Here is a 26,106-nt window from a genome sequence, read left to right on the forward strand (position 1 = left end):
ATGACTTACCTTCGTGTAAAGCCAGCCAACGGAGGAGGGCGCGATGAGCGAGATGACCGGCACGGTGCCGCTGGGGTCGACCGAACGCTGGACCGACAAGAAGCGGTACCTGTGGCTGATCGGGCTGGTCGTGCCGTCGCTCGCGTTCCTCGCGATCGGCCTGCACGCCGCGACCGGCTGGGGCGTCTGGTTCTGGATCGGGCCGATCGTGATCCTGGCGATCGTGCCCGCGATCGACCTGGTCGCGGGCCTCGACCGGAGCAATCCGCCGGACGACGTGATCGAACGGCTCGAACAGGACCGCTACTACCGCTGGATCACCTACCTGTTCCTGCCGATCCAGTACGTCGGGTTCGTCTTCGCGTTCTGGCTCATCGCCCGCGGCGAACTGTCCGTCGCGGACAAGATCGGGCTGGCGATCTCGATCGGCTGCATCGGCGGGATCGGCATCAACACCGCGCACGAACTGGGCCACAAGAAGGAAAGCCACGAGCGCTGGCTGTCGAAGATCGCGCTGGCGCAAAGCTTCTACGGGCACTTCTACATCGAGCACAACCGCGGCCACCACGTGCGCGTCGCGACTCCGGAGGACCCGGCGTCGAGCCGTGTTGGCGAGAGCTTCTACCGGTTCTGGCCGCGTACGGTGTTCGGCTCGCTGAAATCCGCGTGGGGACTGGAGCGCAAGCGTTACGCCCGTCGCGACAAGCATCCGTTCCGGATCGGCAATGACGTGCTCAACGCGTGGCTGATGTCCGCGGTGCTGTGGGTGGCGATGGTGGCCTGGCTCGGTGTCGGGATCCTGCCGTACCTGGTGATCCAGGCGGTGATCGGGTTCTCGCTGCTGGAAGTCGTGAACTACATGGAGCACTACGGGATGCTGCGGCAGAAGGTCGGGCCGCCGGAGCGCCGTCGCTACGAGCGCGTGGATCCCAGCCACAGCTGGAATTCCAACAACATCGCGACCAACGTCCTGCTGTACCACCTGCAGCGGCACAGCGATCACCACGCCAACCCGACGCGCCGCTACCAGACCCTGCGCGACTTCGCCGAATCTCCGGTGCTGCCGACCGGGTACGCCGGGATGATCGTGCTCGCGCTGTTCCCGCCGCTGTGGCGGCGAGTGATGGACCAGCGGGTGCTCAACCACTTCGACGGCGACATCAGCCGGGCGAACATCCAGCCGTCGAAGCGGGAGAAAATCCTTGCCCGGTATGGCTCTTCGGCTCACGAGGCGGTTTCCGTGCCGGAAGACGTGCGCGGCGACGCCAGCGAAGGCGGGATGTGCCCCGGTTGCGGATACGTGTACGACGAGCAGCGCGGCGACCCGCGTGAAGGCTTCCCGGCCGGTACGCCGTGGTCATCCATTCCGGACAGTTGGTGCTGTCCCGACTGCGGCGTAAGGGAAAAGGTCGACTTCGTTGCTCCCGGAAGGATGAGTGTCTGATGCGGATCGAAGCGGATTTGAACAAGTGTGACGGCCTGGGCATGTGCGAAGCGATGGCCCCGGACTTCTTCGAGGTGGGCGACGAGGGCACGGTCGTGGTGCTCGACGGCAACCCCAGCGAGGAGCACCGGACCGATCTCGCCGCGGCGGTCGACGCCTGCCCGGTGCTAGCGCTGAAACTGGTGTCATGACGCTCGCGGTGGTGGGCGCGTCGCTGGCGGGACTGCGAGCGGTCGAATCGGCGCGGCGGATCGGATACGACGGGAAGATCGTGCTGATCGGCGCGGAGGACCGTCTGCCGTACGACCGGCCGCCGCTGTCGAAGGCCTTCCTCGCGGCGGACGGACCGGCTGCGGTGGAGCCGTTTCTCAGCGCGGACGACCTGCGCGAGCTCCGCGTCGAACTCCGGCTGGGCACTCCCGCGACCGGACTCGACCCGATCGCCAGGGAGATCCGCACCGGCGACACGACCGTCCCGTACGACGCGACTGTCATCGCCACCGGAGCCGCCGCCCGCGTTCTCCCCGGCACCGACGAGATCTCCGGCATTCACTCGCTGCGCACCGCGGACGACGCCGCGGCCATTCGGTCCGCATTGGACAGTGGTGCTAGGACAGTCGTGATCGGTGCCGGGTTCATCGGATCGGAAGTCGCTTCAGCCGCACGCAAACGCGGCCTGCCAGTGTCCATTGTGGAAACACTGGAAACGCCGTTGGTCCGCGCGATCGGCCCCGAAGTCGGCGAGGTCTGCGCGGATCTGCATCGCACGGCAGGCACCGATCTCCGGCTGGGCACCAGGGTCACCGGCTTCACGTCGCAGGACGGTGCGGTGACCGGCGTCCAGCTGTCCACCGGCGAAGTCCTCCCAGCCGACCTCGTGGTCGCCGGAATCGGCGCGGCCCCGGCCACCGGCTGGCTGCGCGACAGCGGACTTCTGCTGCACGAACGCGACGGCGGCGTCATCTGCGACGGCACCCTCGCCGCCGCACACGGCGTTTATGCGGCCGGAGACGTCGCACACGTGGCGAACGCGCTGTTCGACGGCGAACTGATGCGGCTGGAACACTGGACGAACGCGGCCGAGCAGGGTGCCGCCGCGGCGCGGCACGCGCTGGACCCAGCGAGTGCCCGGGTGTTCAGCGCCGTGCCGTACTTCTGGTCCGATTGGTACTCGCACCGCATTCAGTTCGTCGGAACGCCGCGCGCGGACGAGGTCGTCGTCGCGGTCCCGGCGGAGCACGGCTTCACCGCGCTGTACCGCCGCGGCGACCGGCTCGTCGGCGCGTTCACCGTCGACCGGCCGCGCGACATCATGAAGTACCGCAAACGGATCGCCGCGCGAGCGCCGTGGTCCGAGGCAGTCGCCTTCGCGCTGGAAACAAAAGAACGCTGCGTGGCGTAGCCACTCGGTTGAGGGCGGTGGAGGGGAGGAAGGTGGAGATAAGATGACGGTCATGAGCGTGCTTCCGGTGCCCGCGGGCGGCCAGTACCGGCAGCCCATCATCACCGCCGCCATCGAACTCACCGCGAAATCCGGCTGGTCAGCGGTCACCATGGCGCGCTTGGCCGATCTGGTCGGGGTGAGCAGGCAGACCGTCTACAACGAGATCGGCTCGAAAACCGCGCTCGCCGAGGCGATGATCTCGCACGAGCTGCGCCGGTTCCTCGCGGTCGTGAGCACCGCGTTCGACCGGCATCCGGACGACCTGGTCGAGGCGATCTACGACGCCGTCCGCGCGGTGCTCGAACTGGCCGACGACAACATCCTGCTGCGCGCCATCGCCTCCGCGACACACGGCACCGACAACGAATTCCTGCCACTGCTGACCACCCGCGCCGGCACCTTGCTCACCGAAGCGAAAGCCGTCCTGCGCGGCCGGGTCCGCGGCTACGCGCCGCCACTCGACGACGGCCAGCTCACCGTGGTCATGGACCTCGTCGTGCGCACCGTGCTCAGCCACGTCATGCAGCCCTCAGGCACCCCCGCCGAAACCGCCGACGGCCTGGCCTGGGTCGCCGCGCGCGTGCTCGGCACCGCCCCGTCGGCCTCGATGCGCACCCGCTCGTAAACAAGATGCGCGGTCCTGCGCGCACGTGTCAGCGTGGCGCGCGTGAACCGTGAACGACTTTCCGCACTCGCCCACACCCGGCACCCCATCGCCGCCCCGATCAGCGACGACGAGGTCCAGCGCCTGCTCGCTCGCAGCATCCCGCGCGAGGACGCTGTTGTCCTGGACCTGGGCTGCGGTGGTGCCGAATGGCTCATCCGCGCCCTCACCGCGTACCCGAAGCTCCGCGCGGTCGGCGTCGACACCTCGGAATTCGCCCTCGCCCGCGCCCGCTCCGCGGCGACCGAACGAGGCGTCGCCGACCGCCTGACCCTCCACCAGCGCTCCGCCACCGAATTCCCCGCCGCAGCCGAGTTCGACACCGTCCTGTGCATCGGCTCTACCCACGCCTTCGGCGGGTTGACGGACACCCTCGCCGCACTGCGAACCCACGTCCGCCCTGGCGGCCGCGCCCTGATCGGCGACGCCTACGGGGAAGCCGAGCCAACCCCCGCCGCCCTCGAGATCTTCGGCGACCTGCCAGACCTGCCGGAACTGCTCGACCAGATGGTTTCCGCCGGCTGGACGCCGACCCACGGCCACACCAGCACCCGCGGCGAACTGGACTCCTACGAATGGTCGTGGACCGGCAGCCTCACCGAGTGGGCCCTCGACCACCCGGAAGACCCAGACCAGGCCGAAGCCCTCGCCGCCGCGGCCACCCACCGCGACGAGTGGCTCCGCGACTACCGGCATTCGTTCGGCTTCGCGTGCGTCGTGCTGCGCGCTTGACAAAACTTCTTGTCAATGCCACGTTCGGACCTGAACCCAACCCGCGAAAGGGCAGTCCGATGACCGATCTCGTCCCGTTCCTGATGTTCCAGAAGCGCGACGCCGCCGAGGCGATGTCCTTCTACACCTCGCTGTTCCCCGGCGACTCCGTGCTGTCCGAGGAGCGCTACGGCGCCGACGGCCCCGGCCCGGAGGGAACGATCGTGATGGCCGAGTTCACCGTCGCCGGGCAGCGAGTGCGGTGCAGCGACAGCTTCATCCAGCACGGCTTCGATTTCACGCCGTCTACCTCGCTGTTCGTCACGGTGGACTCGACTGACGAACTCAAGCGGATCTACGAGGCACTCGGCGAGGGCGGCGGAACCCTGATGCCGCTCGACGATTACGGCTTCGGCCCGTTCGCCTGGGTGAACGACCGGTGGGGCGTGTCGTGGCAGTTGAGTGCGAAGGGCTGAGGCACTGAACCGAGCGATGGACCCGCGCAGGCGCGAGCCGGTTGCCGCCGCCGGCGAGCTTGCCCGTCGGTTGTTCGCGGACGCCCGGGTCGTGATCGTCGGCGGCAGTGTGCTGACCGACCGGCGCACGGCGACGTCCGATCTCGACCTCGTGGTGGTCACCGGACCCCGCGACGCCCCGCGCCGGCAGTCGTTCACCTGGGAAAACTGGCCTGTGGAAGCACTGGTGCACGACGAAGAAACCTTGCGCGCCTATTGCGCCGACAATCTGGCCCGCCGCTGGCCAGGCATCCCCCGGCTCATCGCCGAGGGAGCGCTCGTGGCCGACGACGGCCTCGGCGCCCGGCTGCAAACCGAGATGCGGCAACGCCTGGCCGCGGGACCCGCCGCCGCGACGTCAAGCGAACTCGACGCGCAGCGATACGAACTCACCGACCAGCTCGACGACCTGACCGGAGCCGACGACCCGGCCGAGATCGCCTTCATCGCCGCCCGGGTGCTGACCAAGACAGCGCAACTCGCCCTGCTGGCCGGTCAGCATTGGCAAGGCACCGGCAAATGGCTGTGGCGCGAACTGCGCGAGCACGATCCCCGTCTGGCCGAACAGCTGGCCACTGCCTTGCCGGACGCGCCTCGGCTCGGCGCGGTCGCCCGTGCGGTGCTTGACCGCGCTGGCGGACCGCTGCGGGATGGATACCGGATCACCGATCCCCGTTGTCCTTGACCGCGGAGTGGCCAGCAAGATACGTGTACGGTTTCTTTTTGCGATCGCTAATCGCTGCGGATCCGCAGCTCGAGAGCAATTCCGCCCACTATTGACGTGACGCCAGATACCGCGAAGAGAAATACGACCCGGTGACCCACGGACGGGTTAAGCAGTGCTATTCAGACCCCGCTATGGTGGGCATTGGGAGGTTGGCAATCAGCCTGAGGGGGGCCGATACCGCATCCCGGGGCCAGCCGCTTCACCTGCAGTAGTTCCGCTTGGACGGCACTGCGCGGGGCAAGCGGCTGGCCCTTGTGCCGTACTTCGAAATCAAGAGCCACGACAGTGTTTCCGACACCGAAACGTTGAGGCCAGAAGAATCGCCGCAACGGAATTCGCGAACCTAGGCGGCACGGTTCCGGTACAGCCACCACCCGTCGCGGCCGAATGACCAGCTCAGCGTCGCCACCGAAATACCCGCCAAGACCCCCGGTGCGACTCCCGCAACCGCAGCGGTCAGGGCGATTCCCTGCAAAGCCGCCACTGCCTTCCGGGCCCGGCTGGGGCGCAGCGGGGCACGGAGCCACGGCCACAGCCGGGCCGCGGCGACGAAGGCGTACCGCATCAGGCCAATCGCCAGGACCCACGGGCCGACCGTGGTGGCGGCCAGGACACTCAGCACCAGGATCAGGAAAGCGTCCGCTTCCATGTCGAAGCGGGCGCCCAGCGCGGAGACGGTACCGGTGCGGCGGGCGACGTATCCGTCGAGTGCGTCCAGGGCCAGGGCGACCGCGGCGACGGGGACGATCAAGGTCAGCGCCGGGTGCCCGCCCAGGCGGTCGGCGACCAGGGCGGTCACGGTGCCGATCAGGGCCGCTCGGGCGAGGGTCACCTGATCGGCGGGGCCCAGGCGGTACACCCGGATTCGCCAGGCACCCTGGGTGAGCAGCACTAACAGGCCGAGGAGGTACGCCACGCCGACTGCCCAGCCGGCCAAGCCGAGGCCGGTCGTGACCGTCAGCAGGGTCAGCAGGGCGAGTTGCGCCAGCAGCGCGGGGGCCTGCTGGACGACCGTTGAACCCAGCTCGGCCGGGGTTCGTGTACAGGTGGAGACAGCCATTTCTCCTCGATCCGGCAGCAACGGAGGACAACCTTGACACGGGCGGCGCAGGCCTTCTGGTTCACTTCGGCCGCGGGCGGGGAGCTCCGATCGGCCGAGGTGGCTGCTCCGGGAGCCGGCGAAGTGCTGGTCCGAACGCGTTTTTCGGCGTTGAGCCGCGGCACGGAAAGTCTCGTGCTGCGCGGCGGGGTGCCGGAGAGCCAGCACGGCATCATGCGCGCGCCGTATCAGGAGGGCGACTTTCCGTGGCCGGTCAAGTACGGCTACCTGAACGTCGGCGAGGTCCTTTCCGGACCGCCGGAGCTGACCGGCCGCACGGTGTTCTGCCTCTATCCACATCAGACCGAGTACGTGGTGCCCGCGTCGGCGGTCACAGTGGTGCCGGACGACGTCCCCGCGGCGCGGGCGGTGCTCGCCGGGACGGTCGAGACCGCGGTGAACGCGCTCTGGGACGCGGCACCGCTGGTCGGCGACCGGATCGCAGTGGTCGGGGCAGGGATGGTCGGCTGCAGTGTCGCGCGGCTGCTGTCCCGGTTTCCCGGCGTTGACGTACAGCTCGTCGACCCCGATCCGGACCGCGCGGAGGTCGCGGACGCGTTCGGCATCCGTTACACCACCCCGAAAACCGCGACTGGCGACCTCGACCTCGTGGTGCACGCCAGCGCGACCGACGCCGGGCTCGCGCGTTCGCTGGAACTCCTCGGCAACGAGGGCACGGTGGTCGAGCTGAGCTGGTACGGCGACCGTCAGGTGTCAGTGCCGCTCGGAGAGAACTTCCATTCGCGACGACTCACTGTGCGCGGCAGCCAGGTCGGTACCGTCTCGCCGGCTCGCGCGGTGCGGCGCGGTTACGGCGACCGGATGGCGCTGGCGTTGCGGCTGCTCGCGGACCCGGCGTTCGACGCGCTGATCACCAGCGAATCCACCTTCGCCGAACTGCCGGACGTCGCGGCGCGGCTAGCGGACGGAACGCTGCGCGGACTGGCTCACCGGATCACCTACCCGTAAAGGAGAACGCGTTGTTCAGTGTCACCGTGCGCGATCACATCATGGTCGCCCACAGTTTCCGCGGCGAGGTTTTCGGCCCGGCGCAACGCTTGCACGGCGCGACGTTCGTGGTCGACGCGACGTTCCGGCGGTCCGAATTGGACTCGGACAACATCGTCGTCGACATCGGGCTCGCGACTCAGCGGCTCGGCGCAGTGCTCGCTGACCTGAACTACCGGAATCTGGACGACGAACCCGATTTCGCCGGGATCAACACGTCGACGGAATACCTCGCCAAGGTGATCGCCGACCGGCTCGCGGACCGGATCCAGGCCGGGGAACTCGGCGAGAACGCCCGCGGACTGGCCCAGATTTCAGTGACCCTGCACGAATCCCACGCCGCTTCGGCCGGATACGAGCGCTCCTTGTGACCACAGTGGACTCTTCCGGTTACGCGCCGGAATGGCTGCGGCTCAGAGAGCCAGCCGACACCGCGGCCCGGGCGGCCGATCTGGTCGCCTTGCTCCCGGCCGGCCCGGCGGTCGTGCGCGACCTCGGCTGCGGGACCGGGGCGATGGGACGGTGGCTGTCCGGCCGGCTTCCGAAACCGCAGCGGTGGATTCTGCACGACCAGGACCCGCGGCTGCTCGAGATCGCCGCACGCAGTCTTCCGCCGGGGATCAGCGTCGAGACGGAGCAAGCCGATGCGACTCGGCTGAATCTGACCGGCACTTCTTTGGTGACAGCTTCCGCGCTGCTGGATCTCCTTGCCAAGGAGGAGATCCAGCGATTAGTGAAGTCCTGTGTGGACGCACAAAGCCCGGCACTGTTCACGTTGTCCGTGACCGGATCGGCTCGAATCACGCCGGCGGACGCAGCGGACGAAGCACTCAACAACGCCTTCAACGACCACCAACGCCGCGCCGGAAAGCTAGGCCCAGAAGCCGCCGCCTTCACCGCGGCAGAGTTCATAAGGCACGGCTGGACCGTCCACACCAGACCGTCACCGTGGCAGCTCGGCCCGGAACACCGCGAACTCATCGACACCTGGTACCGCGGATTCGTCGCCGCGGCACGAGAACAGCAACCCGACCTGGCGGTACCCGAGGATCGGCAGATCACCGAGGTCACCGTGCACCACCAGGATCTACTCGCTCTCCCCTGATTCCCGGCGCGCCCGGGCCCGGCGTTTGCCCTCGTGCATCGCCGCGACCCGGGCGACCGGGATCGTGTGCCCCTCGGCGACGAGATCCGCCGGAAGTTCCTGCGGTTCCGGCAATTCCTCCGCCCACGGATCAGCGCTGCCGAGTAGCTCCACCGCGGTCTTCACCGTGAAATCCGCCGGTGTGACGTTGTCCGCATCGGCCCAGCGGACCGGGAACGACACCGGTGTGCCCGGCCGGATCCGCGGGCTGTAAACCGCCGCCACGGTCGCCCCTCCCGCACGGGTCGAATCGAGAAACACCTTGCCGTGCCGGTCTTCCCGGATGAACGCCGTGGTCGCCAGCTGCGGATCGATCCGTTCCGCTCGCGCTCCGACCGCCCGGGTCGCCGCCGCGACGTCCTCGAAAGACAGACCGGGAACCAGCGGCACGAACACGTGCACGCCCTTGGACCCGCTGGTCTTCAACGCACCGGCGAGCCCGGCGTCGGCCAACGCCTGCCGCACCAGCCGAGCCGCCGCCACCGCGACGCTGAAGTCCGCGCCGTCGGGCGGATCGAGGTCCATGATCAGATCGGTCTGGCCGATCGGATCCACCCGGGTCAGCGCGGGATGCAATTCGACCGCGCGCTGGTTGCCGAACCACAGCAGCGTCCGGCGGTCGTTGCACAGGCCGTAGGTGACTGTCCGTTGTGAACTCTCCGCCCACAGTTTCGCCCGCGGCACCCACTCCGGCGTGTATTTCGGCAGGTTCTTCTGCATGAACGCGTCCTGTCCGCGCAGCACGCGCATCACCGACAGCGGACGATCGCGCAGCACCGGCAGCAACCGGTCCGAAACGGCGTCGAAGTAGTCGACGAGGTCGCGCTTGGTCACCCCGGCGTCGGCGAACAGCTCCTGGTCAAGGTTGGTCAGGGAAACCCCTTCGCGCACCTCATCCGCTTTGCTCATGCTGCCTCCGCGGCAGAAAGTACGTCGGCAGTGGCCATCCGCCAACCCTTGCCGACCGGCGCAGTCCGGTCAACCGCTTAGACGAGCGGTTTTCCTTTCCGCAACCGCCGCCGGAAGTCCGCGAGGCACGCGTCATAAGGGAAACGCCGCACCCGCACCGGAAGCGGTTCGACCATTCGGCCGATCCCGCGCATCAGCCGATCGAACCGGCGCTGCTGCGCGGCCGACCACGGCAGCCGCATCTGCTCGCGGAACACTTCCGGCAGGAAGCCGGTCGTGACGAAGCGGTGGAACCGTCCGAAGAGGAACGAGAACGGCCGCGGCAGGAATTCCAGATTCGCGATGGCGGTGAGGTACTCGCGGAGCCGGTCGTCGATGTCCACTTGGGCCAGTCCGTCCGCCCAGTACGCGGCGAAGTCCTCCGGCCAGTCTTCCGGACGCACCTGCAGCGTCGTGCCCAGCACCGCGGCCTCGGCGTACCACGATTCCGGAGCGGGCCGGCCGAGAAACACGCGATGCACGTCCTCGACGCCATGGGCCAGACAGGCGGCGACCCACAGCTGCAGCTCCCGGTCGAAAGCCCGGTACCGCACCGGACTCGCCTCGGTCGAGACCACGTGTGCGTGCACCGAATTCACCGCTCGCCGGTACGCCGCCCGGTCCGCGTCGGTGCCCAGCACGGCGACCGCGAGGTAGGTGACGGTGGTGCGCGTGCGTTTCAGCGGATGCTTGAACAGATTCCCCGAGTCGACCCGGCTTTCCAGCACGCCGTACCCGACCGCGGGCCGGCCCAGCTGCATGATCACGTTCGCGCCGCCCGCGAGCAGGCTGACGCCGAGCACGCCGTCCTGGAGCATCCGTCCAGGGGAACGCCTCCGTTGACACGTTGTCAAGAGCTCTCAGGCACGCACGACCCGCACGTCCGAAACCTCCAGCAGCCCGTCCAGGTGCACCCGGGCCCGCGTTTGCGCCGGATCGACGATCAGACCGTCGCGCCGGACCAGGTCGAGGACGCGTTCCGCCAGCGGCAGCACCAGGTGCCGTCCCCAGCAGCGTTCGTTGCTGTGCCCGAACGGGAAGTAGCCGGGGTGGGTGTCCGGGTCGAGCGCGGCCCAGCGGCTCGGCCGGAACTCGTCGGGCGCGTCCCACAGTTCGGGGTCGCGGTGGCTGAGCAGCGGCAGCAGCAGGACGTCGTCGCCAGTGCCGATCCGGGCGTCCACCTCGGTGAACTCCGGCGAACGCACGCGCAGGATGTTCCACGACGGCGGCAGGAGGCGCAGTGCCTCGTTGAGCACGTACTCGGTCGGCACGTCGTCCTCCAGCGGAGAACTGAGCCACAGGGCGTTCGTGACCAGCGCGGCGACGGTGAAGCAGACCGGACCGGCCACGCGCCGGTAGAGGTACATCGCGAAGCGGCGCTGGTCGTAGGTGTCCGCTTCCAGCACCATCCGCGCCAAAGTGGACAGCGCGACCTCGGGCGCGGGCCGTCCCCAGAGCGCGGCTCCGGTGGCGACCGCCGCCCAGGTGATCTTCGGTGTCAGCTCCAACCGGCGGTCGACGAGAACCCGGAACCGCCGCTGTTCGCGGCCGAACACCAGGTCACGCAGGTAGTTGTGCGCCGTGGCGGGCCATGTCCCGGCGAGGTCGGCCCCGCCGAGCGGCTTTTTGAGCGCGGCACGCACGTCCGCGCCGACCGCGCGCATCAGCGCCGACGATTCCGGCCGCGTGACCACCCGGCCGCGCACCGGCTTGAACGTCGGCCGCTCCTCGGCGTTCGGCGGCCTGCTGCGCAGCAGCGCGTCCATCAACTCGGCCCCGGCGACGCCGACAGTGTCCGGTTCCAGCCGAAAGAAGGATTTCCCCCGATAACGGTCGAACAGTTCTTGAATACGCGGCGCGAATACCACCTGCCGCACTTTGTTCCGTTCAGCGGGAATGGTCACGCACAACTCCTCTTGAGCGGCAAACCGGCCGGTTCCGGGGAATTCCGAAACCGGCCGGTCCCGTTTAACGGGACGGTCAGATCCAGCCGTACCAGGCATAAGACTTCAGGCTCTTGCCCGGAAGGGCCTTGCGCACGAGACGAACAAGCTTCACGGAAATACCTCCGCCTTCTCCGGAACTTCGACCGCGCTCGCGGCCGATTCCGACAGTACGACGAATTTCCGCGAATTCGCGGCAAGACAACCTGAACGGCCCACTCGACCGGTTCTGTTCGGGAGTTCCCGGTCGTCGATTCGGGAATTCCGGCCCGAATTCCTTGGCGAGTCCGAGGCGGCGTGGGTATCCTTCGCCGCTCACTAGAGCGCCGACTGGGCAAACTCGATGAGCGCCCGGGCCGCGGGCCCGGCCGGGCCGTTGGACCGCCACGCCAGCGCCAGCTGCCCGCGCAGTTCCGGCCGCAGCCGCAGGGTGTGCAGTTCCTCGGCGTAGTACCGGGCCAGCGATCGCGGGACCAGCGCCACCCCGAGGCCGCGCATCGCCAGCTTGGCCAGCACGTTCGGGTCGCTCGCCTCGATCGTCACCCGCGAACGCAGCCCGGCCGCGGCGAACCCGCGATCCAGCACGCCCCGCATACCGGTGCCCTTCGGCAGGCAGATCAGCGACCGTTCGGCCAGGTCGGCGAGGGTGAGCGAAGTACGGTCAGCGAATTCGTCACGCGGCGCGGTGACCGCGACCAGCTCCTCGTCGAGCACGATCTGAGCGGTCAGCCCGGCAGGCACGCCGTCGGCGAGGCCGATCACCGCGACGTCCATCCGGCCCTCGCGCAGCGCCTCGATCATCAGATCGGAATTCGCTTCGCTGAGCGTGATTTCCACCCCCGGGTACCGCTCTGCGAACCCGGCCAGGAACTCCGGCAGCTCCACCGGCCCAAGAGAAGTCACCATCCCCATCGCCACCTGCCCGCGCACCAGCCCCTCGTGCTCGGCGACCGTCTCGCGCACCGCTGCCACCGCCGCGAGCGCGGCCCGGGCGTGCGGCAGCGCGGCCTCGCCGACGCCGGTGAGCCGTACCGTGCGCCCGGACCGGTCGAACAGCGGCTGCCCCAGCTCCCGTTCCAGTCGCCGGATCTGCGCGCTGACCCCGGGCTGCGCGACGTGCATCCGGGCCGCCGCGCGCGTGAAGTTGGCTTCCTCCGCGACCGCGACGAAGTACTCGAGCTGATGCAGTTCCATAACCAGTAATTCTAGCTGCTGGAACTAGTATCTCTTGGACTTATCACTGAAACGCCAGCACGCTGATGGCATGCAGACGTTCACCCCTGACCAGGCCGGTTACCGCGACGAGATCGCCGGGTTCCAGACCGGCATCACCTCAACCCCGCAACTGGTCGTCGCCGCCACCAGCGCGGACGACGTCGCCGCCGCGGTCCGGCTCGCGGCCGAGCGCGACCTGCCGGTTTCCGTGCAGGCGACCGGCCACGGGCTGCGCGCGCCTGCCGAGGGCGTGCTGATCTCGACGCGCCGGATGACCGGCGTGACCATCGATCCGGACCGCAAGGCGGCCCGCGTCGAAGCCGGAACCACCTGGGGCAGCGTCATCACCGCGGCCGCGGAGCACGGGCTCGCGCCGCTGAGCGGTTCGGCCCCCGGCGTCGGCGTGGTCGGCTACACCCTCGGCGGCGGTTTCGGTCTCCTCGGCCGGCACTTCGGACTGGCCTCGGACCGCGTCCGCTCCGCCGAGATCGTCCGTCCCGACGGCAGGCGCACGACCGGTCCGATCGACGCCGGGATCGTGACCTCGCTGGAGTTCGAACTGGTGCCAGTGACCACGCTTTACGGCGGCGGACTGTACTTCGACACCGCCAAGATCCCGGACGTCCTGCGCACCTGGCGCGACTGGACCCTCGACCTGCCGGACACCGTCGGCACCTCGGTCGCGATGGTGCCGTACCCGAATCTGCCGATGGTGCCGGAACCGTTGCGCGGCAAGCACATCGCGCACATCCGCGTGGCTTATCCCGGCATTGGCGGAGACGAGCTCGTCGCGCCGCTGCGTGCCCTCGGCCCGCTCCAGGAAACGCTGACCACGATGCCGTTCACCGATTCCGGGAAGATCGCCGCGGAACCGCCGAACCCGCACTCGTACCTCGGCGACAACCGCGTGCTGCCGGAGCTCCGGGACGACGTGCTGAGCACTGTGCTCGACCACGCCGGCCCGGACGCCCCGGTTCCGACTGTGCTGATCATCGATCTGCTCGGCGGCGCGTACCGGCACTCATCCGCACCGGACTTCACCGCTGATTCGCGCTACACCGTGCGCGCGCTGTCGATGATCGAACCGGACGCGGCGACCGTGCGGGCCGCGCACGCCAAGCTGTTCGCTCCGCTGGACCCGATGTCGACTGGACGGTTGCGGAGCTTCGTCTACGGACAGCCGCTGGACTGAGTCAGCGCTCGAGAACGAAGACCGGGATCAGCCGCTCGGTCTTCTTCTCGTACTCCGCGAAACCCTCCGCGTGCTCGACCATCTTGGCGTACAGCCGGTCGCGCTCGGCGCGGTCGGTCACGAGCTTCGCCTTCGCCGGGAACTTGTCGGTGCCGATCTCGACCGTGACGGCCGGGTTCGCGACGAGGTTGTGGTACCAGTCCGGGTTGGTGTCCGCGCCGCCCTTGGACGCGACGATCACGATCCGGTCGCCGTCAGTGGTGTACACCAGCGGGCTGACCCGCTGTTTGCCGCTTTTCGCGCCGGTGTGCGTGATCAGCACCATGTTCTTGCCCTCGAACATGCCGCCGACCTTGCCCGCGTTCGCGCGGAACTCGTCGATGATCTGCTGGTTCCAGTCCGACATCGGAAAACTCCCTGATTGATGATGTAACAACAAACCTAGGATCGCGCGAATCGGGCTGTCAACACACGCGCAGGTACTGTCGCGGCATGGCCACCGAATCCGGCCCGACCGTCGAGGACGGGGTCCGCGAACTGCTGCTGCTCATGCCCCGTCTCGTCGGGCGCGCGAAGCGGACGCCGCCGCCTCCGGAACTCGACGACGTCGCGCTCGCGCCGCGGCATTTGTCCCTGCTGGCCTACCTGTTGTTCGACGGCCCGATGACGGTCAACGAACTCGCCGGACGGCTCGAAATCGCGCCCACCACAGCGAGTCTGATGATCGGCGATCTGTCCCGGCAAGGCGTGCTGGAGCGCGCCGAGGACCCGGACGACCGGCGGCGCACCATCGTGAGCATCCACGCGGACAAGCGGCCCGCCGTGGACGCGTGGCTCGCCCGCGGGGCGAAGGCGTGGGAGGCGGCGCTGGCGCCGTTGAGTCCTGGCGAGCGGGCAGTGGTGATCAGGACGTTGCGGGCGTATGAGGAGTACGGGTCGTGAGTGGCAACGCCGGTTCTAACCGGTATTGCCACTCACGAGGCGACTAGCCACTGCGCCTGCGGTCCCGCGCATTTCCGCGGCCAAGCGGCGTCGTGCTGATACCACCAGGCCTCGCAGGCCCGCCCGTCCGGCAGCGTGTACTGCGGCGGGCCCGGCACCCGGCGCAGTCCGGCCGCTTCCAGCGAACGGCCGCTCGCGACGTTGCCGACCTCCGCGCCCGCGCGCACCCGCGAAAGCCCGAGATGCTCATGCGCCAGCACCAGGCCCGCGGCGAACAGGTCGCGGCCGAATCCTTGCCCGCGATACCCCGGCGCGAGATAGCCGCCGGTTTCCGGGCCGCCGTCCTCGCCGGCGTGCACGCTCACGAGACCGGCGCAGCGGCCCGCCACGAGATCGATCGCGACGACGTCCACCGAATGCGGGTCCGGCGTGGTCCAGTCCGGTCCGGTGCCGGGGATGACGCGCAGCGCCTCGCCGCGCATCGGCTCGGCCACCACCGAATCGGGAAGCCAGCCGAGCCAGCGCTGCGCGGCCGGATCGCTGCCGCCCGCGACCGCCGCCGCGTACTCCCAGGCGGTGGGGGTGCGGAAAAGGAACCGGCCGAACGCGAAGGCATGTCCCCGGCGGTCGCAGGTGCGTTTTGCCATCAGCCGTCCGCGGCGGGTCAGCCGGCTCACCAAAGGTGCATTGCTCACAAACGCCATCGCGCCGGGAATGCTACCCCTCGCCAGTTGCCAATCCGACCGGAAGGCAGGCGGAGACGGTCCGCAGCCGATGTGCTCGCCGGAAACCCGTCTCCGCCTCTGGCGGTAGTCGGATTGGCCGCGAACCGCGCTGTATGGTGATCGGGTGACGGCCGTACCGGAAGCAGCCGACGCCGACGGCGGGCGCGCGACCCAGCCAAGGCACCTCATTGTGTCGGTCTACGGCGTGCATCACCAGGCGGGCGGCGAATGGCTTTCGGTCGCCTCGCTGATCGATTTGCTGGCCGCGGTCGGGGTCGACGAACCCGCCGTGCGGTCGTCGATTTCCCGGCTCAAACGGCGCGGCGTGCTCGAAGCGGTGCGCCGCGACGGAGCCGCCGGGTACGAATTGTCCGGTACCGCACTGGATTTGCTGCGCGAAGGCGACGAGCGGATCTTCCGCCGGGACCGCGCGAAGCTCGCCGACGGCTGGCTGCTCGCGGTGTTTTCGGTGCCGGAAGCCGAACGGCACAAGCGGCACGTGCTGCGGACACAGTTGTCGAGGCTCGGGTTCGGCACCGCGTCCTCAGGCGTCTGGATCGCGCCGGCGCACCTGTACGAGGTCACCGTCGGCACGCTGGAGCGGCTCGGACTCGCCGAGTACGCCGACCTGTTCCGCGCCGAGCACCTCGCCTTCGGCGACCCGCGCGAGAAGGTGCGCGAATGGTGGGACCTGGACCAGCTGAACGAGCTGTACACGGCGTTCCTCGAAGAACACGAACCGGCGCTGCGCCGGTGGCAGCGCCGTCGCACGACGCCCGCCGACGAAGCATTCGCCGACTACCTGCGCGTGCTCACCGGCTGGCGGCGGATGCCGTATCTCGACCCGTGCTTGCCCGCGGAATTGCTGCCCGAGGGCTGGTCCGGCATCCGCGCCGCCGAGGTGTTCTTCACGCTGCACGACCGGCTCGAGGAAGCCGCCCGCACGCACCTGCGGCAGGTGCTCAGCGGTTGACCACCGCGTAGCCCTGCACTTCCACCAGCGCCTCGACGTCCCACAGCCGGTTGACGCCGATGCCCGCCATCGCCGGGTAATCCGCGCCGACCAGCCGCTTCCACACGCGGCCGATTTCGCGCGCGTGTGCCTGGTAGTCGTCCATGTCGACGATGTAGACGGTCAGGCCGCACAGGTCCGCGGGTTCGCCGCCGGCCGCGCGCAACGCGGTGAGCAGGTTGCCGAGCGCGCGCTCGAACTGCTCCACGACGCCGTCGCCGACGATCCGGTTGTCCGCGTCCAATGCGGTCTGTCCGGCGAGGAACACCAGCCTGCCCTGCGCCGCCACCGCGTGCGAGAACCCCGACGGCTTGCCCAGTTCGGGGGGATTGATCCGCTCCATGCCGGTGAGCGTAACCCATCTATCGTCTTCTTGACGACCGTAGGACAGACGACATACCCTGGTTCGCGTGCGGATTTCAGTAGTCGGCGGCGGGCCAGCGGGCCTCTACTTCGCCGTGCTCGCGAAACAACTCGGCCCGGACCACGAGATCACGGTCTGGGAGCGCAACGCGCCTGACGACACGTTCGGCTTCGGCGTCGTCTTCTCGGACGAGACGCTCGGCGGCATCGAGCACGCCGACTCGGCTGTGCACGAGGCGATGAGCCAGGAGTTCGCGCGCTGGGACGACATCGACGTGCACTACCGCGGCACCGTGTCGACCTCGGGCGGGCACGGCTTCGCCGCGATGAGCCGCAAACGGCTGCTCGCGATCCTGCAGCAGCGGTGTCGCGAAATGGGCATTGATGTCCGATTCCGCAGTGTCGCGCCGGATCCCGCCGAACTGGCCGCTTCCTCGGACCTCGTGGTCGCGGCGGACGGGGTGAATTCCGCGGTGCGCACGGCGTTCGCCGATTCGTTCCGGCCGAGCGTCGAGACCCGGCAGTGCCGCTACCTCTGGCTCGGCACCGACCTCGTGTTCGACGCGTTCAAGTTCTACGTGCTCGAAACCCCGCATGGCATCATGCAGGTCCACGGCTATCCGTACGGCCGGGACGGCAGCACGTTCATCCTCGAGATGCACGATGACGTGTGGCAGCAGGCGTTCGGTCCGATCGCCGCGACCGGACTCGGCCCGGGTGAAAGCGACGAGAAGTCGATCGAGCTGATCCGCGAGCTGTGCGGCGACATTTTCGACGGACATCAGTTGCTGGCCAACAACTCCAAGTGGGCCACCTTCGGCACGGTCCGCTGCGAAAGCTGGGTCCACGACAATGTCGTGCTGCTTGGCGACGCGGCACACACCGCGCATTTCTCGATCGGATCGGGCACGAAGCTCGCCATGGAGGACGCGCTCGCGCTCGCCGCGTGTCTGCACGAGCAGCCGAGTGTTCCGGAAGCCCTTGCCGCGTATGAAGAAGAGCGACGTCCAGTGGTCGCTTCTACGCAGCGTGCGGCGCAGGCGAGCCTGGAGTGGTTCGAGAATCTGGCGCAGTACACGCATCAGGAACCGGAACAGTTCGCGTTCAACCTGCTTACCCGCAGCCGTCGCGTCACCTACGACAACCTGAAGCTGCGGGACAAGGAATTCGCCGCCTCGCTGGACCAGTGGTTCGCCGATTCGCTCGGCACTTCCGTCGCGCCGCCGATGTTCCAGCCGGTGCGGATCGGTTCACTCGAATTGCCGAACCGGATCATCGTGTCGCCGATGGACATGTACTCCGCGGTCGACGGCGTTCCCGGCGAATTCCACCTGGTGCACTTGGGAAGCAAGGCACTCGGCGGGGCCGGGATGGTGATGACCGAGATGATCTGCGTGTCCGCCGAAGGCCGGATCACACCGGGCTGCCCCGGCCTGTACACCTCCGGGCAGGAAGCCGCGTGGCAGCGGATCGTCGAGTTCGTGCACCGCGAAACCCCGGCGAAGATCGGGTTGCAGCTAGGGCATTCCGGCCGCAAGGGCTCCACGAAACTGATGTGGGAAGGCATCGACGACCCGCTGCCGGAAGGCAACTGGGAGGTCTGCGCGCCGTCCGCGCTGCCGTACTCGCCGAACAACCAGACGCCGCGTGAGCTGTCCGTCGCCGAACTGGGCGAGATCCGGGACCAGTTCGTCTCGGCCGCGGAAGCTGCCGCACGCGCCGGGTTCGATCTGCTCGAACTGCACTGCGCACACGGCTATCTGTTGTCGTCGTTCCTGTCCCCGCTCACCAACCACCGCACCGATTCCTACGGCGGCTCCCCGGAAAACCGGCTGCGCTTCCCGCTGGAAGTCTTCGACGCGGTCCGCGCGGTGTGGCCGGCCGACCGTCCGCTCACCGTCCGGATCTCCGCCACCGACTGGTTCGAAGGCGGCAACGACGCCGACGAAGCCGTCGCCATCGCGCAAGCGTTCGCCGAACACGGCGCGGCCGCGATCGACGTGTCGACCGGTCAGGTGGTCAGCGAGGAGAAGCCGAAGTTCGGCCGCAGCTACCAAACGCCGTACGCCGACCGGATCCGCAATGAAGTCGGCCGCCGCTATGGCACCGCGGTGATCGCCGTCGGCGCGATTTCCTCTTACGACGACGTCAACTCGCTCATCCTGGCGGGCCGGGCCGACCTGTGCGCACTCGGCCGCACCCACCTGTTCAATCCACAATGGACCCTGCACGCGGCCGCCGCGCAGGAGTATCCGGTGGCGTGGCCGAAACAGTGGGCAGCGGGCAAACGCCCGCCGCAAACCGGCCGCACCGACGGTCCAGAACCGCGGCTCGACCTGGTCCGCACCGGCGGCCACCAGACCGCCCATGCCCGCTGGCGACCGGAGGACGCCCGATGAACGCTTTCGCTTTCACTCCGGAACAGACCGCGTACTCCGCTTCCGTCCGGAAAATCGCCGCCGAACAGCTAGTCGACCTGGCCGCTGCCGGCGCCGAAGGCGCGGTCAACCGTCCACTGCTCAAGGCCATGGGCGCCCACGGTTTGCTCGCTCGGCTGTTCCCCGGGGTCGAAAGCGGACAGCCGACCCGGCAAGCCGCCGCGACCGACCTGTGCTTGCTGCGCGAAGCTCTCGCCACGCAAAGCACCGAAGCCGAGACCGCCTTGGCATTGCAGGGCTTGGGCAGCTACCCGGTACTTCAGTCCGGTTTGGACGAGCAGGTCCAACGCTGGCTCCCCGCCGTAGCCGCCGGTGACGCCGTCGCCGCTTTCGCACTGACCGAACCGGACGCGGGATCCGACGCCGCCGCGCTGCAACTCGCCGCCGAACCAGACGGCGACGGCTGGCGGCTCACCGGCACGAAAATGTGGATCTCGAACGCCCCGGAAGCCGACTTCTACACGGTCTTCGCCCGCACGACTCCCGACGCCGGAGCACGCGGCGTCAGCGCCTTCGTCGTCCCCGGCGATCGCGCCGGACTCAGCGGCGAACACCTGGATTTGGTGAGCCCGCACCCGATCGGCACGGTGGTATTCGACGGCGTCCGGGTGAATCTCGACGAACTGCTCGGCGAGGAGAATCGCGGTTTCGCCGTAGCCATGCGGACTTTGGACCTGTTCCGTCCGAGCGTCGGCGCTTTCGCGGTCGGCATGGCACAAGCCGCCCTCGACGCGACCGTGGAGTACACAGCTTCGCGCGAGGCCTTCGGCGGCCCGTTGGTGAAGCAGCAAACTGTGGCACACACGCTGGCCGAAATGGCCACGCGAACGGAAGCCGGCCGCCTCCTGGTCTACGCCGCAGCAGCCGCTTACGACGCGGGCGAGCAGAATCTGGCCGGTCGCGCGGCGATGGCGAAGTTGTTCGCGACCGAGACCGCGCAATATGTGGTGGATCAAGCGGTGCAATTGCACGGCGCACGAGCACTGCGGCGCGGGCATTTGCTGGAGCATCTCTACCGGGAGGTCCGGGCGCCGCGCATTTACGAAGGCGCGTCCGAGATCCAGCGGACGATCATCGCGCGGTCGTTGCAGCGGCGCGGATGAGCCGGCATTCGGTGTACCCCTCGCACCGAATGCGTCCGCGCCGCCTGCTGGTTTTCTAACAAGCAGGCGGCGCGGACGACAAACTATTCAGCCAGGGCTAAACACTCGCGCGGCGGTTCGGCTTCCGGTCGAGCCACAGCTGCGCCGCGATCAGCGCGACCGTCCAGCTCACCCACGCCCCGAGCGCCGCGATCGACTGCCCCAGCGCGATTTCGCTGCCGCCGAACGTGGTGGCGAGCTGCGGTTCCAGGAAGATCGCCGCGATCGGGCCGATCAGCCGGTTGAGGATGATCGACATCGTCAGCGCGAAACTGCGGACCATCCAGCGCCGGTGATCGCCGAACCGGCGTTCGCGAGCGGCACGATAGCCCGCCCACGTCGTACCGAGCCACACCACGGCGAGCAGCACGTCACTGGCCCGGGTCACCGGCCCGAACGGAGTCGCCGCGCCGATCGTCAACGCCAGCAGCCCGGAGGGCAGCACGCCGGCGAACACGTACGCGCGGCCGGAGCAGCGGTGCAGCACCGGGTACTTCCGCCGGATCCACGGCCAGATCTGCAGCGCCGCGGTCACCATCGCGACCGATCCGAACACCACGTGCCCCACCAGGAACAAGTAGTGCGCGGGGAACGTCGACGGCACCCGTGACCGCGCCGGATCGAATGCCAGATACGGCGGCAGCGAATACGCCAGGAACGCGACCACCACCAGTCCCAACGGCCCCACCCACGGCCGCCGCCACCAGTGCTTCTTCGGCTCGACCCGTTTCGTTCGGTCCGCTGCGGGCGGCACCCGCGGTGGTCGAAGATCCGTCCCCGCCGTCATCTCGGCCTCTCTCCGTCGTCCGTTCTCGGCTGGCACTTCCGAACGTAGGACGGCGGCTGCCGGCGAACCATGGTGCCGACTGGCGTCACCGCGGTGGGGACAGCCTTACCCTCGGCCAGGTGACCCGCTGAACCGAGCGTGACCATTGCCGCAGAGGTCCAGACCAGGCATACTTCTCCTACTTTGTTGCCCGCCACAACAAAGCACTCCCTGGCTTTAGGTTCCTCCCCGAAACCGAGGTGACCACGCATGCCCAGTTTCCTCAGACGTCTCCCCACCGCACTCGCCGCGGCCGCGCTGCTGGCGCTCGGCCTCCAGGCCGCGCCCGCCGTACTGGCCCCGCCCACCGCGGCGGCCGCCGACAGTTTCACCGACGATTTCAACGGACCCGCCGGAGCCGCCGCCGACGCGTCGAAATGGACCTACGAAACCGGCGACAACAACGGAAACAACCACGAACGCCAGTGGTACACCGCGGGAGCCGCGAACGGCGCGCTCGACGGCCAGGGCCACCTGGTGATCACCGCGAAACGCGAAAACTCCGGGCACACCTGCTGGTACGGCACCTGCCAGTACACCTCCGCCCGGCTCAACACCGCCGGCAAATTCAGCCAGGCCTACGGGCACGTCGAAACCCGGATGAAGATCCCGCGCGGCCAGGGCATGTGGCCCGCGTTCTGGATGCTCGGCGGCGGAAACTGGCCTAACGACGGCGAAATCGACGTCATGGAGAACATCGGCCGCGAGCCGAACACCGTGCACGGCACCATCCACGGCCCCGGCTACTCCGGAGCAAGCGGCATCGGCGCGGCGTACAACGGTCCGGTCTTCGCCGACGCTTTCCACACCTACGCGGTCGACTGGTCGCCGAACAAGATCGTCTGGTCGGTCGACGGCAACGCCTACCAGACCCGCACCCCCGCCGATCTGAACGGCAACCGCTGGGTCTTCGACCATCCCTTCTACCTGATCCTGAACCTCGCGGTCGGCGGCGACTGGCCCGGTGATCCGGACGGCGGCACGCAATTCCCGGAGCAATTGGTCGTCGACTACGTGCACGTGACCACGAGCGGCACCGGCGGGTCGAGCGGCCGGATCATCGGCATCGGCGGCAAATGCGTCGACGTGCCCTGGGCCAATCCGGCGAACTTCACCCAGTTGCAGATCACCGACTGCAACGGCAACGCCGCGCAGGACTGGACGATCGGCGGCGACGGGACCATTCGCGCGCTCGGCAAATGCATGGACGTCAAGTACTCCGGCACCGCCGACGGCACCCCGGTCCAGATGTACGACTGCAACAACAGCGACGCACAGCAGTGGGTCGTGACCGCCGCGCACGACATCGTCAACCCGCACGCGAACAAGTGCCTCGACGCCGCCGGGGTCAGTTCGGCCAACGGGACGAAACTGCAGCTGTGGACGTGCACCGGGAACGTCAACCAGAAATGGTCGGTGAACCAGTAGTCGTCCACTATGGACACTGCGGACGAAGGAAGGACGGCGGGCCGTGACCTCCCCCCGGTGGCCACGGCCCGCCGCGGACACCGCGTGGGCCGGGCGGGAACCAAGGTCTTCCGCCCGGCCGTGGGCCGGCCTCCGCGCGTCGGCTGGGGGTCCCGGCGCCCGGGGCGGCACGCTCACGCGGCCCACTGCCGAAGGTAGCCAGGCCGCGTGCGCCGTGGAGCCTTCCCGGTGACAGGAGGGGCCGAACGGCCATTCTCGCTGCCTTCCCGGGCAAACCGGCCGGTTTCGGCCGAACCGCTCAGCGGGTCCCGGACAACTCCGCGTAGGCCTCGACCAGCTGCGCCTCGGCGTCGTCGAGGTAGCCGGCGAGCATCTCCGCCGCAGCGATCCCGTCGCCGGTCGCGAGCACGTCCAGGATTTCGTGGTTCCGCGGCAGATACCGCTCGTGAAAGCGGCGCGGGTCGGCCATCACGTGGAACACCAGCCGCAGCTCCGCGGCGAGCGCCTGCATCAGCTCGACGATGCGCTCGCTGCCGCTGAGCGCCGCCAGCTCCGCGTGGAAACGGATATTCGCGGTACCCAGGTCCTGCCATTGCGCCTGCTTCGCCGCGCGATCGCCGTCCGCGACGGTGCTGGCGATCTTCTCGTATGCCGCCGGTTTCTCGGTCACGTCGCGGACCGCCGCGCATTCGATGATCTTGCGGACGCGGTAGATGTCGCGGACGTCGTCGACGCTCGGCACCCGCACGAACACGCCGCGATTCAGCTCGTGCACCAGCAGGCGTTCGTGAGTCAGCAGCCGGAAAGCTTCACGGAGCGTGTTCCGCGAGACCCCGAGCGCGCTGCCGATGTCCTGCTCCGAAAGCCGTACTCCCGGCAGGAAGTACCCCTCGGAAACGCGCGTGCGCAGCACGCCCGCGACTCGCTCCGCGGTGCTCGTCCGGCCGAGCAGGCCGCGATCCGCTTCTAGGCCCATCGGCTCTCCGTCGGTGACCACGTCGCCCAGCGTAGCCAGCGGACGGTGAACAATAAAATGAGGGACTTGTGGAATTGTTGAACGATCCGTACGGTAGCGGCCATGTGACTCGTGCCACCATGAGTTCGTCCCCCTTGTGAGGTGCCCTATGAACGTCAACGTCGCCGACGGCACCGCGAACGCGGCCCGCCCGTTCGGCTGGTATCGCTCGCTCGGCCACAAGGGCCGCCGCGCCTTCCTCGGCGCGTTCGGCGGCTACGGCCTCGATTCGTTCGACTACCAGACCCTTCCCTTCGGCCTGGCCGCGATCACCGCCTACTTCGGCATCACGTCCGGCGAAGCGGGCCTGCTCAGCACCGTCACGCTGGTCGTGTCCGCGATCGGCGGCGTCGGAGCAGGCGTGCTCGCCGACCGCATCGGCCGCGTCCGCACGCTGCAGCTGACCATCGCGATGTACACGATCTTCACGGTGCTCTGCGGTTTCGCGCCCAACTTCGAAACGCTGCTGATCTTCCGCGGTTTGCAGGGCCTCGGGTTCGGCGGCGAATGGGCGGTCGGCGCCGCGCTGGTCGCCGAGTACTGCTCGGCCAAGTACCGCGGCCGCACGGTGGCGTTCGTGCAGAGCGCGTGGGCGGTCGGCTGGGGCCTGCTGGTGATCGTCTACACGGTGCTGTTCAGCGTCCTCGACCAGGACATCGCCTGGCGCGTGCTGTTCTGGGTCGGCGTGATTCCGGCGCTGCTCGTGCTGTGGGTGCGGCGCAGTGTCGAGGACGCGCCGGAAGCGTCCGCGCGCCGCGTCTCCGCGAAGGTCAAAGGCTCGCTCGCCGGGATTTTCCGGCCGGAACTCCTGCGCACCACGGTGTTCGCCGCGCTGCTCGCGACCGGCGTCCAGGGCGGTTACTACACGCTGTTCACCTGGATGCCGAAGTATCTGCAGAGCAGCCGCGGCCTGTCCGTGGTCAACACCGGCGGCTACTTCGCGCTGCTGATCCCTGGCGCGTTCATCGGCTACGTCTGCGGCGGCTACCTCACCGACCTGCTCGGCCGGAAGAAGACGTTCCTGCTGTTCTCCGTCGTTTCGGCGCTGCTGATCGTGCTGTTCGTGCAACTGCCCTACGGCGCGAACGGCCTGATGCTGCTGATCAGTTTCCCGCTCGGCTTCTCGACTTCAGCGATCTTCAGCGGCTTCGGCGCGTACCTCGCCGAGCTGTACCCGACCGCCCTGCGCGCCACCGGACAAGGCTTCACCTACAACTTCGGCCGCGCGGTCGGTGCCGCTTTCCCCGCCGTGGTTGGCTTTCTCGGCGCTGGCGGCGCGATCGTGCTCGGTGCGGTCGGCTACGCGATCGCCGCGGCAGCACTGCTCGGGCTGCCGGAAACGCGAGGCAAGGAATTGGTGGAGGTATGACCACTTCCTACGATCCGTCGACGCTCACCCCGGCCGAGGCCCGCGCGCTCTTCCGCGCCGGCACCGAACGCCCGACCACCGGCTGGGCCGACGGTTATGCCCAGACGAACCTGATCGCCGTCCCGGCGGACTGGGCCGACGACGTCCGCGAGTTCTGCGCCCGCAACCCGCGACCGTGCCCGGTGCTCGACGTCAGCGAACCCGGCGATCCGACCACGAAGCTCGCTCCCGGCGCAGACCTGCGCACCGATCTGCCGCGCTACCGGGTCTGGCACAACGGCGCGCTGACCAGCGAGATCACCGACACCACCGGGGTGTGGCGCAGTGACCTGGTCGCGTTCTCCATCGGCTGCAGCTTCAGTTTCGAGACGTTGCTGCGCGCCGCGGGCATCCCGCTGCGGCACGTGGAGCAGGGCCGCAACGTTTCGATGTACGTGACGAACCGGCAGTGCGAACCGGCTGGCCGGCTGAGCGGCCCGATGGTGGTGTCGATGCGGCAAATCCCGGAAACCCTGATCGGGGACGCTGTGCGCGTCACCGGCGCGATGCCCGCGGTGCACGGCGCTCCGGTGCACGTCGGAGACCCGGCTGAGCTGGGCATCGCCGACCTCGCCCGGCCGGATTTCGGCGATCCGGTCGACGCTCGGCCCGGTGACGTGCCGGTGTTCTGGGCCTGCGGCGTCACCCCGCAGGCGGCGCTGATGGCGTCGCGTCCGCCGTTCGCCATCACGCACGCCCCCGGGTACATGTTCTTGACCGACCGACCCGACCGCGATTACCAGGTGGGATGAC

Annotated in this window: 29 protein-coding genes; 18 read left to right on the top strand and 11 right to left on the bottom strand. The window is 68.6% G+C overall.

The window, feature by feature from the left end:
• Positions 1–43: 43 nt before the first annotated feature.
• Genes L3Q65_RS31205 through L3Q65_RS31235 form a run of 7 tightly spaced genes read left to right on the top strand, consistent with a single transcriptional unit; the run spans position 44 to position 5,463 of the window.
• The gene (locus L3Q65_RS31205; protein ID WP_237597345.1) at positions 44–1,444 is read left to right on the top strand and encodes a fatty acid desaturase; all 1,401 of its coding nucleotides are present in this window, start codon (positions 44–46) and stop codon (positions 1,442–1,444) included.
• Entirely contained in the window at positions 1,444–1,635 is a 192-nt protein-coding gene (locus tag L3Q65_RS31210) for a ferredoxin (RefSeq protein WP_182889618.1), read from the top strand. Before L3Q65_RS31205 ends, L3Q65_RS31210 begins: the two co-directional genes overlap by 1 nt.
• Positions 1,632–2,846: an NAD(P)/FAD-dependent oxidoreductase gene (locus L3Q65_RS31215; RefSeq protein ID WP_237597346.1), complete on the top strand. Its 1,215-nt coding sequence runs from the start codon at positions 1,632–1,634 to the stop codon at positions 2,844–2,846. Before L3Q65_RS31210 ends, L3Q65_RS31215 begins: the two co-directional genes overlap by 4 nt.
• Positions 2,847–2,889: 43 nt before the next feature.
• The gene (locus tag L3Q65_RS31220) at positions 2,890–3,513 is read left to right on the top strand and encodes a TetR family transcriptional regulator (RefSeq protein WP_182889616.1); all 624 of its coding nucleotides are present in this window, start codon (positions 2,890–2,892) and stop codon (positions 3,511–3,513) included.
• Positions 3,514–3,555: 42 nt separating this feature from the next.
• Entirely contained in the window at positions 3,556–4,284 is a 729-nt protein-coding gene (locus tag L3Q65_RS31225) for a cyclopropane-fatty-acyl-phospholipid synthase family protein (protein ID WP_237597347.1), read from the top strand.
• 59 nt (positions 4,285–4,343) lie between these two features.
• Positions 4,344–4,739: a VOC family protein gene (locus L3Q65_RS31230; RefSeq protein ID WP_237597348.1), complete on the top strand. Its 396-nt coding sequence runs from the start codon at positions 4,344–4,346 to the stop codon at positions 4,737–4,739.
• A 16-nt stretch (positions 4,740–4,755) separates the two neighbouring features.
• Positions 4,756–5,463 (top strand): nucleotidyltransferase domain-containing protein, encoded by a 708-nt coding sequence (locus L3Q65_RS31235; protein ID WP_237597349.1) that lies wholly within the window; start codon positions 4,756–4,758, stop codon positions 5,461–5,463.
• 385 nt (positions 5,464–5,848) lie between these two features.
• Here L3Q65_RS31235 and L3Q65_RS31240 read toward each other — a convergent pair whose 3' ends face one another.
• Positions 5,849–6,565, bottom strand: coding sequence for a CDP-alcohol phosphatidyltransferase family protein (locus L3Q65_RS31240; RefSeq protein ID WP_237597350.1), 717 nt, complete (start codon positions 6,563–6,565; stop codon positions 5,849–5,851).
• Between the two features lie 33 nt (positions 6,566–6,598).
• Here L3Q65_RS31240 and L3Q65_RS31245 point away from each other — a divergent pair, with 33 nt between their 5' ends.
• Genes L3Q65_RS31245 through L3Q65_RS31255 form a run of 3 tightly spaced genes read left to right on the top strand, consistent with a single transcriptional unit; the run spans position 6,599 to position 8,717 of the window.
• Positions 6,599–7,573 carry a zinc-binding alcohol dehydrogenase gene (locus L3Q65_RS31245; RefSeq protein WP_237597351.1) on the top strand — a complete coding sequence of 325 codons (975 nt, stop codon included), beginning with the start codon at positions 6,599–6,601 and terminating at the stop codon, positions 7,571–7,573.
• Positions 7,574–7,584: 11 nt separating this feature from the next.
• The gene (locus L3Q65_RS31250; RefSeq protein ID WP_237597352.1) at positions 7,585–7,983 is read left to right on the top strand and encodes a 6-carboxytetrahydropterin synthase; all 399 of its coding nucleotides are present in this window, start codon (positions 7,585–7,587) and stop codon (positions 7,981–7,983) included.
• Entirely contained in the window at positions 7,980–8,717 is a 738-nt protein-coding gene (locus L3Q65_RS31255; RefSeq protein ID WP_237597353.1) for a class I SAM-dependent methyltransferase, read from the top strand. The genes L3Q65_RS31250 and L3Q65_RS31255 overlap by 4 nt, the downstream gene beginning before the upstream one ends.
• Here the strand turns inward: L3Q65_RS31255 and L3Q65_RS31260 are convergent.
• From L3Q65_RS31260 to L3Q65_RS31275, 5 genes are all read right to left on the bottom strand, one after another.
• Complete coding sequence (locus L3Q65_RS31260; protein ID WP_237597354.1) at positions 8,700–9,665, bottom strand: DNA polymerase domain-containing protein; 966 nt, start codon at positions 9,663–9,665, stop codon at positions 8,700–8,702. The two genes, L3Q65_RS31255 and L3Q65_RS31260, sit on opposite strands and share 18 nt — an antisense overlap.
• 77 nt (positions 9,666–9,742) lie before the next feature.
• Positions 9,743–10,522 carry an oxygenase MpaB family protein gene (locus L3Q65_RS31265; protein ID WP_237597355.1) on the bottom strand — a complete coding sequence of 260 codons (780 nt, stop codon included), beginning with the start codon at positions 10,520–10,522 and terminating at the stop codon, positions 9,743–9,745.
• A gap of 42 nt (positions 10,523–10,564) precedes the next feature.
• Positions 10,565–11,608, bottom strand: a complete 1,044-nt coding sequence (locus tag L3Q65_RS31270; RefSeq protein ID WP_237597356.1) for a cytochrome P450 — start codon at positions 11,606–11,608, stop codon at positions 10,565–10,567.
• A 76-nt stretch (positions 11,609–11,684) separates the two neighbouring features.
• Positions 11,685–12,035 (bottom strand): tryptorubin family RiPP precursor, encoded by a 351-nt coding sequence (locus tag L3Q65_RS47710; RefSeq protein WP_370648133.1) that lies wholly within the window; start codon positions 12,033–12,035, stop codon positions 11,685–11,687.
• A complete protein-coding gene (locus L3Q65_RS31275) occupies positions 11,966–12,841 on the bottom strand; it encodes a LysR family transcriptional regulator (protein ID WP_237597357.1) in 876 nt (291 codons plus the stop codon). Before L3Q65_RS31275 ends, L3Q65_RS47710 begins: the two co-directional genes overlap by 70 nt.
• Positions 12,842–12,911: 70 nt before the next feature.
• On the opposite strand from L3Q65_RS31275, the gene L3Q65_RS31280 reads away from it, so the two are divergent.
• Entirely contained in the window at positions 12,912–14,054 is a 1,143-nt protein-coding gene (locus L3Q65_RS31280) for an FAD-binding oxidoreductase (protein WP_182889606.1), read from the top strand.
• Between the two features lies 1 nt (position 14,055).
• On the opposite strand, the gene L3Q65_RS31285 is transcribed toward L3Q65_RS31280, so the two are convergent.
• The gene (locus L3Q65_RS31285) at positions 14,056–14,460 is read right to left on the bottom strand and encodes a nitroreductase family deazaflavin-dependent oxidoreductase (protein WP_037811027.1); all 405 of its coding nucleotides are present in this window, start codon (positions 14,458–14,460) and stop codon (positions 14,056–14,058) included.
• An 86-nt stretch (positions 14,461–14,546) separates the two neighbouring features.
• Here L3Q65_RS31285 and L3Q65_RS31290 point away from each other — a divergent pair, with 86 nt between their 5' ends.
• Entirely contained in the window at positions 14,547–14,996 is a 450-nt protein-coding gene (locus tag L3Q65_RS31290) for a MarR family winged helix-turn-helix transcriptional regulator (protein ID WP_182889605.1), read from the top strand.
• Positions 14,997–15,028: 32 nt separating this feature from the next.
• Here L3Q65_RS31290 and L3Q65_RS31295 read toward each other — a convergent pair whose 3' ends face one another.
• Positions 15,029–15,643 carry a GNAT family N-acetyltransferase gene (locus L3Q65_RS31295; protein WP_237597358.1) on the bottom strand — a complete coding sequence of 205 codons (615 nt, stop codon included), beginning with the start codon at positions 15,641–15,643 and terminating at the stop codon, positions 15,029–15,031.
• Between the two features lie 202 nt (positions 15,644–15,845).
• Here L3Q65_RS31295 and L3Q65_RS31300 point away from each other — a divergent pair, with 202 nt between their 5' ends.
• Positions 15,846–16,694, top strand: coding sequence for a PaaX family transcriptional regulator C-terminal domain-containing protein (locus L3Q65_RS31300; protein ID WP_237597359.1), 849 nt, complete (start codon positions 15,846–15,848; stop codon positions 16,692–16,694).
• Here the strand turns inward: L3Q65_RS31300 and L3Q65_RS31305 are convergent.
• Positions 16,684–17,076, bottom strand: a complete 393-nt coding sequence (locus L3Q65_RS31305; protein WP_182889602.1) for a RidA family protein — start codon at positions 17,074–17,076, stop codon at positions 16,684–16,686. The two genes, L3Q65_RS31300 and L3Q65_RS31305, sit on opposite strands and share 11 nt — an antisense overlap.
• Before the next feature lie 67 nt (positions 17,077–17,143).
• On the opposite strand from L3Q65_RS31305, the gene L3Q65_RS31310 reads away from it, so the two are divergent.
• Entirely contained in the window at positions 17,144–19,495 is a 2,352-nt protein-coding gene (locus tag L3Q65_RS31310; protein ID WP_237597360.1) for a bifunctional salicylyl-CoA 5-hydroxylase/oxidoreductase, read from the top strand.
• Positions 19,492–20,637, top strand: a complete 1,146-nt coding sequence (locus tag L3Q65_RS31315; protein WP_237597361.1) for an acyl-CoA dehydrogenase family protein — start codon at positions 19,492–19,494, stop codon at positions 20,635–20,637. The genes L3Q65_RS31310 and L3Q65_RS31315 overlap by 4 nt, the downstream gene beginning before the upstream one ends.
• 97 nt (positions 20,638–20,734) lie before the next feature.
• Here the strand turns inward: L3Q65_RS31315 and L3Q65_RS31320 are convergent, their stop codons facing one another.
• A complete protein-coding gene (locus tag L3Q65_RS31320; RefSeq protein ID WP_182889599.1) occupies positions 20,735–21,463 on the bottom strand; it encodes a DUF2306 domain-containing protein in 729 nt (242 codons plus the stop codon).
• Between the two features lie 249 nt (positions 21,464–21,712).
• Here L3Q65_RS31320 and L3Q65_RS31325 point away from each other — a divergent pair, with 249 nt between their 5' ends.
• Positions 21,713–22,930 (top strand): glycoside hydrolase family 16 protein, encoded by a 1,218-nt coding sequence (locus tag L3Q65_RS31325; RefSeq protein WP_237597362.1) that lies wholly within the window; start codon positions 21,713–21,715, stop codon positions 22,928–22,930.
• 298 nt (positions 22,931–23,228) lie between these two features.
• On the opposite strand, the gene L3Q65_RS31330 is transcribed toward L3Q65_RS31325, so the two are convergent.
• Positions 23,229–23,906: a GntR family transcriptional regulator gene (locus L3Q65_RS31330; protein ID WP_237600964.1), complete on the bottom strand. Its 678-nt coding sequence runs from the start codon at positions 23,904–23,906 to the stop codon at positions 23,229–23,231.
• Between the two features lie 148 nt (positions 23,907–24,054).
• Between L3Q65_RS31330 and L3Q65_RS31335 the strand changes: the two genes are divergently transcribed.
• Entirely contained in the window at positions 24,055–25,314 is a 1,260-nt protein-coding gene (locus tag L3Q65_RS31335; protein WP_237597363.1) for an MFS transporter, read from the top strand.
• Positions 25,311–26,105 carry a putative hydro-lyase gene (locus L3Q65_RS31340; protein WP_182889596.1) on the top strand — a complete coding sequence of 265 codons (795 nt, stop codon included), beginning with the start codon at positions 25,311–25,313 and terminating at the stop codon, positions 26,103–26,105. Before L3Q65_RS31335 ends, L3Q65_RS31340 begins: the two co-directional genes overlap by 4 nt.
• Position 26,106 lies beyond the last annotated feature (1 nt).

This window comes from Amycolatopsis sp. FU40 (assembly GCF_021903635.1).
Taxonomy (GTDB): Bacteria; Actinomycetota; Actinomycetes; order Mycobacteriales; family Pseudonocardiaceae; genus Amycolatopsis; species Amycolatopsis dendrobii.

Coding starts and splice junctions, on each gene's coding strand:
- L3Q65_RS31205 (WP_237597345.1), top strand. CDS start 44: ATGAGCGAGATGACCGGCACGGTGCCGCTGGGGTCGACCGAACGCTGG.
- L3Q65_RS31210 (WP_182889618.1), top strand. CDS start 1,444: ATGCGGATCGAAGCGGATTTGAACAAGTGTGACGGCCTGGGCATGTGC.
- L3Q65_RS31215 (WP_237597346.1), top strand. CDS start 1,632: ATGACGCTCGCGGTGGTGGGCGCGTCGCTGGCGGGACTGCGAGCGGTC.
- L3Q65_RS31220 (WP_182889616.1), top strand. CDS start 2,890: ATGACGGTCATGAGCGTGCTTCCGGTGCCCGCGGGCGGCCAGTACCGG.
- L3Q65_RS31230 (WP_237597348.1), top strand. CDS start 4,344: ATGACCGATCTCGTCCCGTTCCTGATGTTCCAGAAGCGCGACGCCGCC.
- L3Q65_RS31235 (WP_237597349.1), top strand. CDS start 4,756: ATGGACCCGCGCAGGCGCGAGCCGGTTGCCGCCGCCGGCGAGCTTGCC.
- L3Q65_RS31240 (WP_237597350.1), bottom strand. CDS start 6,565: ATGGCTGTCTCCACCTGTACACGAACCCCGGCCGAGCTGGGTTCAACG.
- L3Q65_RS31260 (WP_237597354.1), bottom strand. CDS start 9,665: ATGAGCAAAGCGGATGAGGTGCGCGAAGGGGTTTCCCTGACCAACCTT.
- L3Q65_RS31265 (WP_237597355.1), bottom strand. CDS start 10,522: ATGCTCCAGGACGGCGTGCTCGGCGTCAGCCTGCTCGCGGGCGGCGCG.
- L3Q65_RS31275 (WP_237597357.1), bottom strand. CDS start 12,841: ATGGAACTGCATCAGCTCGAGTACTTCGTCGCGGTCGCGGAGGAAGCC.
- L3Q65_RS31280 (WP_182889606.1), top strand. CDS start 12,912: ATGCAGACGTTCACCCCTGACCAGGCCGGTTACCGCGACGAGATCGCC.
- L3Q65_RS31285 (WP_037811027.1), bottom strand. CDS start 14,460: ATGTCGGACTGGAACCAGCAGATCATCGACGAGTTCCGCGCGAACGCG.
- L3Q65_RS31290 (WP_182889605.1), top strand. CDS start 14,547: ATGGCCACCGAATCCGGCCCGACCGTCGAGGACGGGGTCCGCGAACTG.
- L3Q65_RS31295 (WP_237597358.1), bottom strand. CDS start 15,643: ATGGCAAAACGCACCTGCGACCGCCGGGGACATGCCTTCGCGTTCGGC.
- L3Q65_RS31305 (WP_182889602.1), bottom strand. CDS start 17,076: ATGGAGCGGATCAATCCCCCCGAACTGGGCAAGCCGTCGGGGTTCTCG.
- L3Q65_RS31315 (WP_237597361.1), top strand. CDS start 19,492: ATGAACGCTTTCGCTTTCACTCCGGAACAGACCGCGTACTCCGCTTCC.
- L3Q65_RS31320 (WP_182889599.1), bottom strand. CDS start 21,463: ATGACGGCGGGGACGGATCTTCGACCACCGCGGGTGCCGCCCGCAGCG.
- L3Q65_RS31325 (WP_237597362.1), top strand. CDS start 21,713: ATGCCCAGTTTCCTCAGACGTCTCCCCACCGCACTCGCCGCGGCCGCG.
- L3Q65_RS31330 (WP_237600964.1), bottom strand. CDS start 23,906: ATGGGCCTAGAAGCGGATCGCGGCCTGCTCGGCCGGACGAGCACCGCG.
- L3Q65_RS31335 (WP_237597363.1), top strand. CDS start 24,055: ATGAACGTCAACGTCGCCGACGGCACCGCGAACGCGGCCCGCCCGTTC.
- L3Q65_RS31340 (WP_182889596.1), top strand. CDS start 25,311: ATGACCACTTCCTACGATCCGTCGACGCTCACCCCGGCCGAGGCCCGC.